This window comes from Brotaphodocola sp. (genome assembly GCF_050873365.1).
In the GTDB taxonomy this organism is placed as follows: domain Bacteria; phylum Bacillota; class Clostridia; order Lachnospirales; family Lachnospiraceae; genus Brotaphodocola.
On sequence record NZ_JBNMIQ010000001.1, the window covers coordinates 107,423 to 122,385 of the forward strand.

General features: G+C 46.4%; 12 protein-coding genes. 4 read left to right on the plus strand and 8 right to left on the minus strand.

Annotation, left to right across the window (positions count from 1 at the left end; genetic code table 11):
- Positions 1-76 precede the first annotated feature (76 nt).
- The 3 genes from ACR0QT_RS00485 to ACR0QT_RS00495 form a co-directional block, all read right to left on the minus strand.
- On the minus strand, positions 77-1,201 hold the full coding sequence (locus tag ACR0QT_RS00485; protein WP_432628956.1) for a TRAP transporter substrate-binding protein: 1,125 nt from the start codon (positions 1,199-1,201) through the stop codon (positions 77-79).
- 313 nt (positions 1,202-1,514) lie between these two features.
- Positions 1,515-2,999, minus strand: coding sequence for a sensor histidine kinase (locus ACR0QT_RS00490; protein WP_432629095.1), 1,485 nt, complete (start codon positions 2,997-2,999; stop codon positions 1,515-1,517).
- 32 nt (positions 3,000-3,031) lie between these two features.
- Positions 3,032-4,150 (minus strand): TRAP transporter substrate-binding protein, encoded by a 1,119-nt coding sequence (locus ACR0QT_RS00495; protein WP_432628957.1) that lies wholly within the window; start codon positions 4,148-4,150, stop codon positions 3,032-3,034.
- A 494-nt stretch (positions 4,151-4,644) separates the two neighbouring features.
- Here ACR0QT_RS00495 and ACR0QT_RS00500 point away from each other — a divergent pair, with 494 nt between their 5' ends.
- From ACR0QT_RS00500 to ACR0QT_RS00510, 3 genes are all read left to right on the plus strand, one after another.
- Positions 4,645-5,316 (plus strand): response regulator transcription factor, encoded by a 672-nt coding sequence (locus ACR0QT_RS00500; RefSeq protein ID WP_432628958.1) that lies wholly within the window; start codon positions 4,645-4,647, stop codon positions 5,314-5,316.
- A gap of 84 nt (positions 5,317-5,400) precedes the next feature.
- Positions 5,401-6,756: a sensor histidine kinase gene (locus tag ACR0QT_RS00505; RefSeq protein WP_432628959.1), complete on the plus strand. Its 1,356-nt coding sequence runs from the start codon at positions 5,401-5,403 to the stop codon at positions 6,754-6,756.
- A gap of 54 nt (positions 6,757-6,810) precedes the next feature.
- Positions 6,811-7,458, plus strand: coding sequence for a GTP pyrophosphokinase (locus tag ACR0QT_RS00510; RefSeq protein ID WP_432628960.1), 648 nt, complete (start codon positions 6,811-6,813; stop codon positions 7,456-7,458).
- Between the two features lie 250 nt (positions 7,459-7,708).
- Here ACR0QT_RS00510 and ACR0QT_RS00515 read toward each other — a convergent pair whose 3' ends face one another.
- From ACR0QT_RS00515 to ACR0QT_RS00530, 4 genes are read right to left on the minus strand one after another with little or no spacing between them, the layout of a single operon-like run.
- The gene (locus ACR0QT_RS00515; RefSeq protein ID WP_432628961.1) at positions 7,709-9,199 is read right to left on the minus strand and encodes a tripartite tricarboxylate transporter permease; all 1,491 of its coding nucleotides are present in this window, start codon (positions 9,197-9,199) and stop codon (positions 7,709-7,711) included.
- A 37-nt stretch (positions 9,200-9,236) separates the two neighbouring features.
- Positions 9,237-9,698 carry a tripartite tricarboxylate transporter TctB family protein gene (locus tag ACR0QT_RS00520; RefSeq protein ID WP_432628962.1) on the minus strand — a complete coding sequence of 154 codons (462 nt, stop codon included), beginning with the start codon at positions 9,696-9,698 and terminating at the stop codon, positions 9,237-9,239.
- Between the two features lie 20 nt (positions 9,699-9,718).
- Positions 9,719-10,762: a tripartite tricarboxylate transporter substrate binding protein gene (locus ACR0QT_RS00525; protein ID WP_432628963.1), complete on the minus strand. Its 1,044-nt coding sequence runs from the start codon at positions 10,760-10,762 to the stop codon at positions 9,719-9,721.
- Positions 10,763-10,808: 46 nt separating this feature from the next.
- On the minus strand, positions 10,809-11,801 hold the full coding sequence (locus ACR0QT_RS00530; protein ID WP_432628964.1) for a mannonate dehydratase: 993 nt from the start codon (positions 11,799-11,801) through the stop codon (positions 10,809-10,811).
- 261 nt (positions 11,802-12,062) lie between these two features.
- Here ACR0QT_RS00530 and ACR0QT_RS00535 point away from each other — a divergent pair, with 261 nt between their 5' ends.
- The gene (locus ACR0QT_RS00535; protein WP_432628965.1) at positions 12,063-13,967 is read left to right on the plus strand and encodes a PrpR N-terminal domain-containing protein; all 1,905 of its coding nucleotides are present in this window, start codon (positions 12,063-12,065) and stop codon (positions 13,965-13,967) included.
- Positions 13,968-14,130: 163 nt separating this feature from the next.
- Here the strand turns inward: ACR0QT_RS00535 and rhaD are convergent, their stop codons facing one another.
- Entirely contained in the window at positions 14,131-14,961 is an 831-nt protein-coding gene (rhaD, locus tag ACR0QT_RS00540; RefSeq protein ID WP_432628966.1) for a rhamnulose-1-phosphate aldolase, read from the minus strand.
- Positions 14,962-14,963: the final 2 nt, after the last annotated feature.

The window sequence follows — 14,963 nt, forward strand, 5'->3', positions numbered from 1 at the left end:
TTAAAGAATCGGGCACAGAAGCATCCCTGCCCCTGTGCCCCTTCACATTCACAGCAACTTCAAGTTTTACTGCATTTTACTGCATATCCACGATCTTCTGATACAGATCCTCGTAACCCTTGGTGTTGTCCTCGATTACCTTCTTGGTTGCTTCCTGCCACGGAGTCTTATCCTCAACCTCGATGACATTGACACCGTCTGCCTTCAGCTGTTCAAGAACCTCGTTCTCCTTCTTCTCAGAGTTTGCACGGTTCTGCTCAGATGCATATGCGCCTGCTTCCATGATGATTGCCTGCTGATCTTCGGTCAGCTTGTCCCATGCCTCGTCGGTGATAACAACCTGTACAGCACCAAGCGTATGACCATCGAGAATCAGGTTCGGAGCAACCTCCGGGAATGCGTTGGATTTGTAGTTTGCGATCGGCTGTTCTGCGCCGTCAACAACGCCAGTCTGAAGAGAAGAATACAGCTCGTTGAAGGATACAACGGTCGGATATGCGCCCAGACCTTCTACAAGACCGTTCATAACCGGGTCGTTTGATACACGAAGTTTCATGCCCTTCAAGTCATCCATACCGCTGATCTCTTTCGTGGTGAAGAAATGACGGAAGCCCTCCTCGCCGTAATACAGACCGCGCACACCGGAACCGTTCTCCTGAGACTCATTTAAGAACTCCTGTGCCAGATCGCTTGTTGCGAAATTCCAGAAATGATCACGACTTACAAAGGTGTACGGAAGGGAAAGAAGCATGGATTTCTGTCCGCCGTAGCTTGTCAGTGCGAATGCGGAGATTCTGGACATATCGATCGTTCCGCCACCGCCGAGCATCGTATCAAGAACGTCGTTCTCAGAACCAAGCACACCACTTGCCTGTACATCGATCGTGATCTTTCCATCGGAAAGCTCCTCGGTCTTTGTCTTGAAATCCGTTGCCATCTGACCTACGATCGTGTCAAGCGGGTTTACCTCTGCGTATACCAGAGTTACTTCCGGCATATCTGCGGTGTTGTACTTTCCAGCAGACTCTCCATCCTTTTTCTCGGTGGTCTCAGCCTCTGCCTTGGTCTCTGCACTTGCCTCTGCCTTGGTCTCTGCCGGTGCTGCGGTTGTCGCCGTATCCGGGCTCTTCAGTCCGCATCCTGCTAAAGATGTCATTGCTACGACTGCACAAAGGGTTGCGCTCATCATTCTTTTTTTCATGTTACCTTCCTCCTCTTTATTCCTCTGTTTTTTGTTTTCCCCTCACGTTTCTTAACTAAGGTTTCCTAACTGATGACTTAATTATAAAAAATATATAAAGAAAAGGAAATGGTAAATTTTTGTGAAAGCTAGTATGTTTTTAACCTGTTTTCTGTTTTGTTTTATGCACAATCACAATCGTTTCTTCTTGATCTAAAAAATTGATTGTCATAAATGTTTCAACAGTTTCTTTTTCTTGCTTTTTCTTGCGTTCTTTCTGTTACTTTCTCCTGCTTTCTCTTACTTTCTTTCTCTTGCCTTTTTTCTCTTGATTTTAACTTTGTTTCTGCGGAATCTTCATCTGCACAATCGTCCCGAATCCCGCAATGCTTCCGACTCTCAGCGAACCATTTTCATAAAAAATATTCATTCTCTTATAAATATTTCCGAGTCCGATTCCAATTTTCGCCGTCCTCCGCTTCTGAAATGCCTCCTTCAGACTGTTCAACTTTTCTGTGTCCATTCCAACACCGGTATCCATGACAGAAATCACAACACAATCCCCATGCCACCAGATATGAAGTCTTAAAATTCCACCCTCCTCTTTCTTGGAAATTCCGTGAACAACTGCGTTTTCTACAATCGGTTGAAGCGTGAATGACGGAATCACCACGGTCTTGGCATCCACCTCAATCCGGCTCTGATATTCGAGACGATCGCCAAATCTCATCTGCTGAATGTAAATATAATCCTGCACAATTTTCAGTTCCTGCGCAAGTGGCACAAACTGCTCCGATGTCTTTAAATTATACCGAAACAGACTGCTCAAACTTGTGATCATCCGCTCCGTCGTCTCTGCATCCTCAATCTTTGCCATACATCCGATGATATTCAGGGTGTTAAATAAAAAATGAGGGTTAATCTGACTCTTTAAGAGTTCCAACTGCGCGGTATTCAGCTGGCGTTCCATCTCAATGCGCTCCACTTCCTCCCGGTGCAGAAGTTCCGCCATCTCATTATTCTTTTTCAGCGTATTGATGTAGCCTTCTGTCGCATGCTTCATCCGGTTAAATGCCACAACAAGCTCCCCGACCTCATCGTGATTCTTTACGATCACATCGCCCTCGCTGAAATCATTCTCTGCAATTTTTCTTGACGAGCGGGCAAGAGACATGATCGGACGAATAATCGTCGCCAGGAGCAAGCGCGTAAGTTGCAGAGAAAATACGGTAAGTATGATTGCAACGATCATAATCAACCCCGGAATTTTTGAAAATGACGGCAGTTTTTTCTCATAGCGAAGATTTCCCGCCTTCAAAGTCTCCTCGGTCAGTCGCTTCGCATATCTCTGGATATAATTTTGCATGGAATAGATCCGATATAGCTCCGGAATATATCCGCTCTGCTCCGGGTCCAAGGCAAAGAAACGATTTCTCACTGCACGGTACTGCTCATAACTACTCAAAATGCTCCATGTCCGTGCCATTCGATTTTCCCCGATCTGCATGAAATCTTTTGGGAGTGCCATCAAACAACGCTCCGTCTTCGCGCACGCATGCGTGTAGGCATCCCGGTTTTCCATCCCATTATCCCTCAAATAGGTGCTGAATGCCTGAACTTCTTCCTCCATCGCCTGTTCAAAATCATGGCACTTGGAATTATCCTCAAGAATCTGCTGAAATCCCTCTGTCGCAAAATCCACAACCCAAAGGCTGAATGCTCCGGAACATGCCATGATCAAAATAACCATCGCCGTATAAACCCCAAGTTTCTGACGGAGTGTGATCGAAAACCACACTTTTTTCAGATATTGCTGTATCTTCACGTTTCGTTTCCTTCCCTGTCTTCAGCCTATTGCATCGCCATAATCTTCTGATAGAGATCCTCATATCCCTTAATATTTTCCTCAATCACCGCTCTTGTCGCTTCCTGCCACGGAGTCTTGTCTTCCACCTCGACCACATTGACTCCCTCCGCCTTCAGCTCCTCAAGCACTTTGTTCTCCTGAACCTCCGAATTCCTGCGATTCTGTCTGGATGCATAAGCCCCCGCTTCCATGATAATCGCCTGCTGATCTTCGGTCAGCCGATTCCACGCCTCATCGGTGATCACGACCTGAACCGCGCCGAGCGTATGGCCATCGAGAATCAGATTTGGCGCAATCTCGGAAAATCCATTTGATTTGTAGTTTGCAATCGGCTGTTCCGCCCCATCAACCACCTCAAATTGAAGGGCAGAATACAGCTCGCCAAACGAGATCGCAATCGGCTCCGCGCCGAGTCCCTCGATGAGTCCATTCATAACCTTGTCGTTCGAGATCCGAATTCTCATTCCTTTCAGATCCTCGATTCCACTCACCTTCTTTGTCGTGAAGAAATGGCGAAACCCTTCCTCCCCGTAGAACAGACCGCGCACGCCAAAACCATTTTTCTGTGGCTCACTCAAAATCTCCTGAGCCAGATCACTCTTCGCAAACTTCCAAAAATGCTTCCGACTTGTAAAGAGATAAGGCAGGGAGAGAATCTTTGACTTCTGTCCTCCATGACTCGTCAGCGCAAACGCAGAGATTCTGCACATATCAATCGTTCCACCATGATCAAACATCTGGTCAAGAACATCGTTTTCAGAGCCGAGCACCCCTCCCGCCTCCACATCGATCGTGATCTTTCCATCCGAAAGCTCCTCCGCCTTCGTCTTAAAATCCATCGCCAGCTGACCGACTATCGTATCGATCGGATTCAGCTCCGCATACACCAGTGTGACTTTCGGCATATCTGTCGTGTCATAGGTTCCAAACGTCTCTTCCTCCTCCGGCTCTGTCTCCGCCTCAGTTGTCATCTCCTCCCTCGGCTCTGTCTTCATTTCCGAGGTTGTCATTGTCGCAGAATTCTCGCCTGACAGTCCGCATCCTGTCAGAGATACTGCTGCTACCACTGCCAAAAATGATGTGATGATATTCCGTCTCTTCATGATGTTTCCCCTTTGCCAATTTCTCATTATTTCCCCATGGATTTTCTTGCGCTTTTCCCCGCGGTGTTTTTCTCTGCCTTTCTCCTCTCTTTCCCACACCGAACCTTTTTCTGCCATTTACGGATAGCATGATTGTTTATCTGTCATTTCTGAAATAAATACAAAAATATTTCGTTAAGTATCCTCAATTATAACACAATCTTAACAGGTTTGCGACTCTTTCTCAACCGGTGCCTCTTCCCTGTTTCCGTTCAAAAATCTCCCCCATGTACCGTAATCAGGAAAGTTCTATCCGTGTACGCCAGCTCCTCCCTTCATGATCACACCTCGTGATCAGACCTCATAGTCACACCTCATGATCACAGAATTACCACAAAATTTCCACAGGAATATCACAGACTCCCATTAAGATAAATGAAGTTAAAACAAGAAGACATTAAAACAAGAAGACGTTAAAACAAGGAACTGAAAAAACGAAGGGGAGGATGAGGAGAATGAGACTACTGCTTGCGGAGGATGAACATTCTCTTTCCAGAGCAATCATCACGATTTTAGAGAGAAACGGGTATCAGGCAGATGCCGTCTATGACGGGGAGGAGGCATTGACTGCCCTGGAGAGCGGGCGTTACGATGGCGCCGTTCTCGACATCATGATGCCGAAAATGGATGGTCTCACCGTTCTCAAGCAGGTGCGTGCCCGCCAGAACCAGATTCCTGTTCTCCTTCTGACTGCACGCGCCGAGATCGATGACAAGGTCGAGGGACTTGACCTCGGTGCAAACGACTATCTCACAAAACCGTTCGCTGCAAAGGAACTCCTCGCCCGAATCCGCGCGATGACCCGTCTCTCAAGTCCTCAGACCGACAGCATTCTCTCACTCGGAAATATCCGTCTGAATCGCATGACCTTTGAGCTGTCATCCTCATTTGGGAGTTTTCAGCTTGCAACCAAGGAATTTCAGGTCTTGGAACTCTTAATGACAAGTCCTAATTCCTGCCTTCCGGTCGAGCGATTTTTGGAGCGTATCTGGGGAACAGAGCAGGATGTCGACCGCGATGTCGTCTGGATGTACCTCTCCTACCTTCGCAAAAAACTTTCCGCCCTGCACGCCGATATCCGGATTCGATCCATTGAGGGCGAGGGATATTTGCTCGAACTCATTTAACATTCGTCCATGCATCGCCAAAATAAATGGCTCACTAAAACCCGAAACCGTAAGCAGGATTTTAAGAAAGGAGGATGACCCGCTATGCTCCGCAAACTTCAAATCAAACTGATTTCCATCTCCATGATCTCCCTGATTCTCGTGATGAGTGTGATTCTCGGAGCAGTCAACCTCGTGAACTACCATCATGTTGTGGTCGATGCCGACCACACACTCGCGTTTCTCGCAGAAAATGACGGGGAATTCCCGCGAAAGGGCAAAAATTTTGACATCGGAGAAAATCCGGAATACATGTCGCCGGAACTGGCGCGCGTCTCCCGCTATTTCTGCATTGAGCTGGATTCCGACGAGGAAATCTATGACCTCGATATCAGCGAAATCGCGGGAGTCGATGAGGAAACCGTTTCCGCTTATGCGCAGGAAGTCCTCGAACTTGGAAAAACTTCCGGTTTTCTCTCACACTATCGCTACCTCGTTCAGTCCTTGGATGAAGACGAAACCACAACCTCGGAAACCACTTCGATTGATAATTCTGATGACAATTCTGATCTTGTCGACACAGAAAATGAGACGGGCAACGACGAGAGCAACTCTCCGGTTGTCCGCATCATCTTCCTCGACTGCTGGCGAAGCTTAAGCAACGTACACACCTTCTTTCTCGCCTGCATCTGGACGGCACTCTGCGGACTCCTCGCCGTCCTCATCCTGATGATTCTTCTCTCAAAGTGGATTCTTCGTCCATTTTCTGAGAACTATGAAAAACAGCGCCGTTTCATCACCGATGCCGGACATGAGATCAAGACTCCGCTCGCGATCATTGAGGCAGATTCCGAGATCCTTGAGATGGACATCGGCGATGACAATGAATGGCTTCAGGATATTCGTCAGCAGACAAGACGACTCACAAGCCTGACAAATGATCTGATTTTCCTTTCTCGAATGGAGGAAGCGCAAAATCAGGTTCAGATGATTGAATTTCCATTTTCCGATCTCGCGCAGGAAGTCGTTCAGTCGTTTCAGACAATGGCAAAGGCACAAAACAAGAGCTTTGTGACCTCGATCGAACCTCGAATCAGCGTAAAGGGCGATCAAAAATCGCTTCGCCAGCTTCTCTCCGTCCTGCTTGACAACGCGCTCAAGTATTCGGGAGAAAACGGAAACATCTCTCTGTCACTCAAGCGTCAGGGACGCTATGCCTGCCTCATTGTGACGAATTCCACAGCTGATCCGATCTCGCTTCAGCTCGACCATCTCTTCGATCGCTTCTACCGGGGAGATGAATCGCGCAACTCCAAGACCGGCGGATATGGAATCGGACTCTCGATCGCCAGTGCAGTCACCGCAAACCACAAGGGAAAGATCTCGGCTTCCTCTCCCGACCCGCACACGCTGACGATCACCGTGCAGATTCCCACCTGCCCGATCAACAAAACGCAATAAAAATTAATTCATAACTACGATCCGTTTAAAATGCAAAAAAGAGGGGGATATGAGATGAACACAGACACGACCACCGATGTAACAGACAGAGATAGTAACTCTTTTTACGGAGATCGTCTTCCTGCAATGCAGGCGACCGCCGAACAACTGATAAAAATCATAGAGTCCTACCCGGAAAATACCCGCTCCGGCAGTGACAACAAGTATCACCCTGTTCTCTACTGCACCTCCCGGATCAAATCGCCGGAGAGCATGAAAAACAAGCTCAAAAAGCACGGCTACCCGCTCACCTGCGAGTCGGCGCTCACGAATGTCCGGGATGCGATCGGAGTCCGGGCGATCTGCTCATTCTCCGACGATGTGTTTGCGCTTGCGCGCTGGCTCTGCGAACGCCCGGAATTTAACGTCATCAACCAAAAAGACTACATCTCCTATCCGAAACCAAACGGATACCGGAGCTATCACCTGATTCTTGAGCTTGTCGACGGACCGGGTGCAGGACTCTTCGCCGAGATTCAACTGCGAACCATCGCGATTGATTTCTGGGCGAGTCTGGAGCACCAGCTCAAGTACAAGCACGAAATCACGCATGAGTCCCTGATTCGCAGTGAGCTGAAACGATGCGCCGATGAGATTGCCTCGATTGATCTCTCAATGCAGACGATTCGAGACCTGATTGACGACAATTTTTCAGCTTCCTGACCGTCAAACCATCAGAAGACCGTCCGACTGTCACAGCCAAAACATGACACCATAACATTTAAGTTGCACACTCACAAACTTGTCGATTTGCAAGAAAAATGATTACTCAAAGTATTAAATTAAAGTATTCGATCGATATCATAAAAAGCGAATCCGCAAGCTGTATCAAACTTGCAGATCCGCTTTTTATTTTGCTCTTATTTTTCGTCGATTTTATGTTATTTCTGTCTTGCTTTATTTCTATCCTGATTTACTTCTGTTTTGCTTTTTTGATTTTCTTTGATACGAACGGCCACAGCAGGCTGACTAACGCAAGCAGAAGAATCGCTCCGCTCACCGGTCTTGTGAAGAATTCCATGTATCCACCGGTTTCTGAGTAAGTAACCGCCTTACGGAAGTTCTGCTCAACCATCGGTCCTAAAATAAATCCCAGTAACATCGGCGCATTTGGCAGTCCGCCCCAAACAGACAGAATTCCAAGAAGAGCCATCGCCAGCATTACATAAATATTAAAGATGTTATTGGAATCCGTATAAGCTCCAATGAAACATAATGCCAGAATCACAGAAAAGAGGTAATGATACGGCAGTTTCAGAATTAACGGGAAAATACGGATAGTTCCAAACTGAACGAGGAGGCACAAAACCGCGGACAGCAGGGTTGCTGCAAACACAATATAGGCGATATCCGGATTTGATGTCAGTAACAACGGTCCCGGAGAAAGTCCCTGAATCGTAAGCGCTGCAAGTAACAATGCTGCTGTTCCATCTCCAGGAATTCCAAGTGAAATCAAAGGAATGATTGCACCACCGATTCCCGCATTGTTGGCAACCTCAGAAGCCCAGACACCATCTTCACATCCTGTACCAAATTCTTCTGGATTTTTCGATGCATTTTTCGCCTGTCCGTATGATACCATCGCTGCAAGGGAAGAACCCATTCCCGGTAAAAATCCAATCCAGAGACCGATAAAGAAGGAACGGATGATTGTTGCAATATGAGCTGTGATATCCTTAATGCCAACTCCAATTCCATGAAGACCGCTCATATCCACCGGTGGCATTTCCTTCTGTCCCTGTCCATGAGCCAGAACGACCTGCTGTACCGCAAACAGTCCCATCATGACACCGACCAGGCTCAAACCACCAATCAGATTGGAAGATCCAAAGGTGAAACGAAACGTTCCATCAATCGGAGAGGTACCGACAGATGCCAGAAGAATTCCGATAAATGCGGAAGCCAGTCCTCGGAACATGTTTCCTTTTGCAAGAGATACCACAAGCGTGATTGCACAGAAGCATAAGGAGAAATACTCCCACGGACCCATTTTCAAGGCAAGATCCGCAATAATTGTGCTAAGACAAATCGCTACCACGGTCGAGAAGAAGGTTCCCATAAAAGAAGCGACAATTCCAATTCCCAGAGCCTTTACCGCACGACCTTTTTTCGTCATTGGATAGCCATCAAATGTCGTTGGGATCGAAGAACCGGAACCGGGAATTCCGATCAGAACTGCGGCGATAAAACTACCGGTAACTCCACCGATCCAGACAGCTGTCAACAGCGCGATCGAAATCTTCGGCTCCATAACGAAAGTCAGCGGTAACATCAGCGTGATTCCAAGACCTCCTGAAAGTCCCGGGATCGCACCTAAAATCATTCCCGCGATTGCCGCAGTCAAAATAATAATCAAGTTTAATGGTTGTACCAAAAAAAGCATTGATGAAAACAAATATTCCATGTTTGCCTCCATATATTTTCAGACATGTATTTCCAGATCAGGACTCAAACAGCAATCCCATCGGGAGATTTACTTTTAAGGCATATGTAAAAATCAGATAGATTGCCACGGTCACAACAACCGCTACCAGTCCCGCCACAATCAGCTTTGGACGCTTTCCCTGATTTGCCAGTGCCAGAATCATAAAGAACAGGAAAAACGGCATCGGAATGATAAAACCAACAAATTTAATCCCGATTACATAGAGGAAAATCAACCCCAGAAGCTGAAGCACACGCACCCAGCCTTCCTTTGTCAAAAATGGTTCTTCCTCCCTGTTTTTTTCAAAAAAGATTCCAACACCACAGATCGCCAGTCCTATACTTCCAATCATCGGGAACAGTTTCGGTCCCGGTTCATTCAGTTGAATAAGCGGTTTTAATTGCATGGATAATCCGGCACATACAAGGCCTGCTATCACACACAGTAATCCAGTTACTCTGCTTCTGGTAACTTTCATTTCACATTCCTCCACCAACACTACTTACGCGCATTTGTTCCCACAAGACTGGTCTGCTCATCATAGCGATCAGACTCCTGCTTCATCCAATCCTGAGCAAATTTCTGATCTCCATAAGATGCAAATGCTCCGATTTTATCCAGTGCTTCCTTGCTCTCTTCATCCTCAGCCATATTCTTTACGCACTCATTGATTGCATCTACCACAGACTGATCCATTCCAAGCGGTCCATGCAGAAGGTATAAGGTTCTCTGACCAATCTCCGGATATCCCTGCTCCTCACAGCTCTCATACTCCGGATATTTTTCGCTCTTTGTGCCAACTGCAAGAATCTTTAACTTGCCTGCCTCCTCATACTGCTTTGCTGTCATCAGATCCTGTACGGTAAAGTCAATATGACCGCCTGCCAGTCCTGCCAGTTTATCGGAGTTACTTCCAGCTTCCACCATCTTCAGCTTGATATCCGCGGACTGTTCAAACACTGCCATTGTAATATGGCTTCCACCACCAATCTGAACACCGGTCTTTACGCTCTCCGGATTTGCCTTTGCATACTCAACCAGCTCTTTCAAATCATTATACGGTGCATTCGGAGCTGCTACAAATGCCTGACTGCCGTTATCTGTGACGGTACAGATATTGGTAAATTCCTCATAGGTGTGGTCATACGTTCCTGTCCAGTACGCAGATAACAGATTGCTGTGATAAAACAGCAAAGTATCTCCATCCGGCTTTGCATTTCTCACGCTCTCAAATGCAATGGTACCGCCACCATCCGGCTGATTTACAACCGTTGCCGGTTTCCCAGTCGTCTTCTGCACATACTGTGCAAAAATTCTTGCCTGAAGATCCGTTCCCGCACCTGCCTTAGCCGGAACATAAATCGTCAGCTGGCTCTTTGGCCACTCAGCGGAACCTGCGGTCTTCTGACCTTCTGTCTGGCTCTCTGTCACCTGTGCCTGCGCCTCGGTCGTTTTTTCTGTCTCCGCCGGCTTACTGCTACCGGAACATCCCGCTAAAACCATCATTGCTGTTGCAAGTAATACTGCTAATGTTTTTTTCATATGTTTTCCCTCCAACACAAATCTCTTTTTTAAATTATTTTATTTTTTATTTTACTTCCCCGTTCACTTCTTTTTGAGCACTGGCCAACATCGATTTCAGATAACCAAGCATGTAAGCTGCACCCGCCTTCTGACCACCATATTTCTCAACAAAACTTAACGGGTGATCAATCGTCACGGTACCATCATAATCCAGTTCAACCAGTTTTCTCATCACCTTGTACATGTCCATATATCCGTCTTCAATCATGGTTTCTTCAAAGTACGGCATGGTACTGCTCACATTTCTGAAATGCACCACTTTTACCTTGTTTTGTGGAACAAATTCTTCGATGTCTTTCATGAGATTTCCGAATTTTTCTCCCGTCTCAAGCCAGCATCCCGTGCAAAGTTTCATGGCAATATAAGGGCTGTTTCCTGAGAGTTCAAACAAACGTCTGTAAGAATCTGTGCACCACAGAAGATTATGAACTCCATTGATGGATGGAATTGGCGGATCATTCGGATGAAAAGCAAGTGTGACATTCTCCTCTTCCAACACAGGAAGAACACGATCCAGAAAATACTTGCAATTATCCCAAATATCCGTTTCCGTATACCGTCTGCCAAACATCAAGATATCATCCGAAATATCTTTTTCATCTACAATTCTTGTAATACAGCCACGCGAATGTTCTCCCACTGCATATCTGCTACTGAAAATCTTATCCGGGTCCCAGCTCATGTATCCCACATGGATTCCCAGTCGAGCAAGATTTCTGGTAAACTCAATGTAGCGATCGATGCAGGCATCCCGATCCGGCAATCCCAAATGGATCGAGGGACACTTATAAATACTCAGATTTCCGGCGTCTGTGATCGTCAATCCATGTTGTCTCAGTCGTTCCTGAAAGTTTTTCATATCCTGGTAATTGCAGTGCTCATCTTTAAAATACACATACACATATTCCAGACCAATCTGTTTCAGAAAAAGTAACTCTTCATCCGTTGCATCCGACCATACAATATGCTGGACTTTTATCTTCTTTCCTTTCTCCATGCTACTGTTTCCATTTCTTCTTCATTCTTCTTATTCCGTTGCGCTTCGGTTGTCCTTATCATACTAGATTCTCTTATTGAGATCTATTTCCTTTTTTCCTAAAATATCAATTTTATTTTATTATACTTTCCATATTCCAATATTTTTACATAATAATGTTTCATATATGTCTCATTTTTTCATTTTGTTTCTGTTTTTCTTCAAAAATATGGTATAATGAACCTAACAGAAAGAACAAAAATAACACTGAAGGAGGCAGGTATGAAAAATTATCTCTTGTTTGCACCAAACTCTAACATTGCAAACATTGCAAGCCAAATCAACGCGCAAACTCACGACTACCACATCGATATTGAGCTCTGTACCGAGAAGGAAGAGGTCATAAAAAAGGCAACCTCTCTCCCTCCTGAGAAATACGATCTGATCATTGCCAGAGGACTGATTGTAAACTATGTCAAGTCTGCAACCAGCCTTCCCGTTGTCTCCATGCGTATGACAAGCCAGGAAATGATGGCGCTGATCCATCAGGCAGTGAACCGTTTTGATCGCAATCACATAAAAATTGGAATCATCGGTTCCAAGGAACTCTTTCCTGATATTTCCAAACTGAATTCTTTTTTTAATGCCACGATCACGCTCTTTTACATCACTGCCCCGGATGAGGTTCGCACCTGCGTGGATCGCGCACAAAACGACCAGTACGACATCATTCTCGGAGGTCTGTCCGCCTGCCAGTACGCAGAGTCCATCCAGATGCCCAGTTTGACGTTTGAAGGCTCCGAGGACTCTCTTCTCGAAGCCCTTCGTGTGGCGCGTCAGATTTCCTACGCCTCCGAAATTGAAAAAAAGAACCGCGCTGAAATCTCGGTTCTTCTCGACTATTCGATCAACGGAATCATCCGCATAGACAGCAATGGACATATGATCAATATGAATCGAATCGCCCGTGAGACTCTGCACTATCCGTTTGACAGTACCTCTCACCAGCACATTTCTGCCCTGAGCAATAACATTTCCCCCTCCCTTCTGCACCAGGTGCTTGATCTTGGAATGTCCATTCATTCCCTGTTCCTGACGATCGGAGAGCATGACTTTTTATGTAACTTTATTCCGCTGACTGCGAATCAGGTGTCGGATGGCGCGATTCTCTCCCTGCAAGAGACAAAAACGATCCTGAACGCCAGTTCCATCATCAAGCGCGATTCCCATCAGGCGGACCCACAGGCAAAATTTTCGTTTCAAAATTTCATCTGCGTTTCAGAAACGATGCAACAGATCATCCGAAACGCAAAAATCATGTCCCAGGCTGACTCTCCCGTCTTTATTTATGGCGAAAACGGGACAGAACGCGAACAGCTCGCGGAATGCATTCATCTCGAAAGCACCCGATGCAATGGTCCCTTCATCACCTTTGACTGCAAAGGATATCGCGCTGAGGAACAGAGAAAACTTTTACGCGGTTTTCTGGGCAATGACAAAAATGCCGACTATATTTCCCCATTTTCCTTTGCGGATAAGGGCACTCTCCTGATCAAAAACATTGACCATCTGACTTCGGATAATCAGGAATTTTTGTTGCATTTCCTGACTGCTAAAACCGTGCTTGACCCTGAGATTCACCGGCTTTACACCTACGATGTCCGCATCATCGCAACGGCCGCCTCTAACCTGCGCTCACAGCTTGAGCAGGAAGAGTTTAATTCGGAGCTTTTTTATCTGCTATCCGGAATGTCCCTCCACCTTCCTCCGTTGCGTCAGCGAAAAGAGGATGTTCGCGCTTACATTCATTCCTACATCCGACACTACTCGAATCTGCACTCACGGCTTAACACCCTATCTGCGGATTCCGAGAAAATCCTTGTGCAGTATCCCTGGCCCGGCAACCTGACACAACTCTCTCATTTTTGTGAACACCTTGTTCTATTTTCCAACCGCAAAATCATCTCCGAAGATTTTGTTTCTTCCGAGCTGATCAATGCATTTCCGCCGATCAAGCAGGAGACCGCTTCGGATTCCGATTCAGACCGTTTCTGGCCGAATGAAGAGGCCCGCCATCTGGCTGAACTGCTCAAAAAGTACAATGGGAACAAGAATCAGATCGCAAACATGCTCGGCATAAGCCGTTCAACGCTCTGGAGAAAACTGAAACGCTATCATCTGCAATAAATAAAAAAGTCAAAACACACAATCTCTGTCATCAGAAACAAAAAACGAAAGAAAACAACTCGCGAGAGAACCAAAAAAGCGCAGTAGACGGTACTTTTCGATACCACCTACTGCGCATTCTTATACAAAACTCACTATGCATCTACGCTGAGTCATTTATTTATTATTTTTCATATAAAAAACGTTCCGGCAGTTCCACGCCAAATGCTTTTGCCAGCTCTCTAAACTGATCCGGTGTGATCGTCTGCCGTTTTTCCGGACAGATTGACCGCATTTTCACAAGAATTTCCGCTGCCTTTTCCACGGTATGCATCAGACCAAACGTCTCATCAAAGTCTGCTCCGGAGCAAAACATTCCGTGATGCGCCCAGATTGCTACGTTATATTTCTCCATCAACTTGCTTGTGGCAACTGCGATCTCTCTTCCACCGGGCACCATCCACTCGACAACACCGACTCCCTGCGGAAAGACAACCGGGCATTCCGTCGCCATCTCCCACAGTTCTCTGGTAAATACCTCATCTGTCAGCGGAAGTACATATGTCAGAGCGATCACATTTGGGGTGTGCGCATGATAAATCACGCGATTTCTCCCCTTTGTCAGCTTCTGCTTTACCTCGTGATTCATCAGGTGAGTCGGCAATTCACTTGTCGGTCTTCCGCCTCCGGTAAATCCCCATACAATCCGGTAATCTTTTCCCGTTTCGTCCAGCTGAATCAAGCCGATGGAATCCTCTGGATTTAAAATGACATTTCGCAAGTACTTTCCGCTTCCCGTCACAAGGAAAAAGCCTCCGGCCAGTGTTGGAACCTCTGTCCCGATCGGTTTCCACTCACCCTCAAAATTGAGTCCGTCCCTGACTTCCTCCACATCCGCTTCCGTCAGATAATAGGATACATTTCCTCCGTTTCTCTCATGCCAGCCCTGTTCCCAGCCATCATTGCACATGCGAATAAAGCCTTTTACAAATTCCGCATCCAATACCGTACCCATTT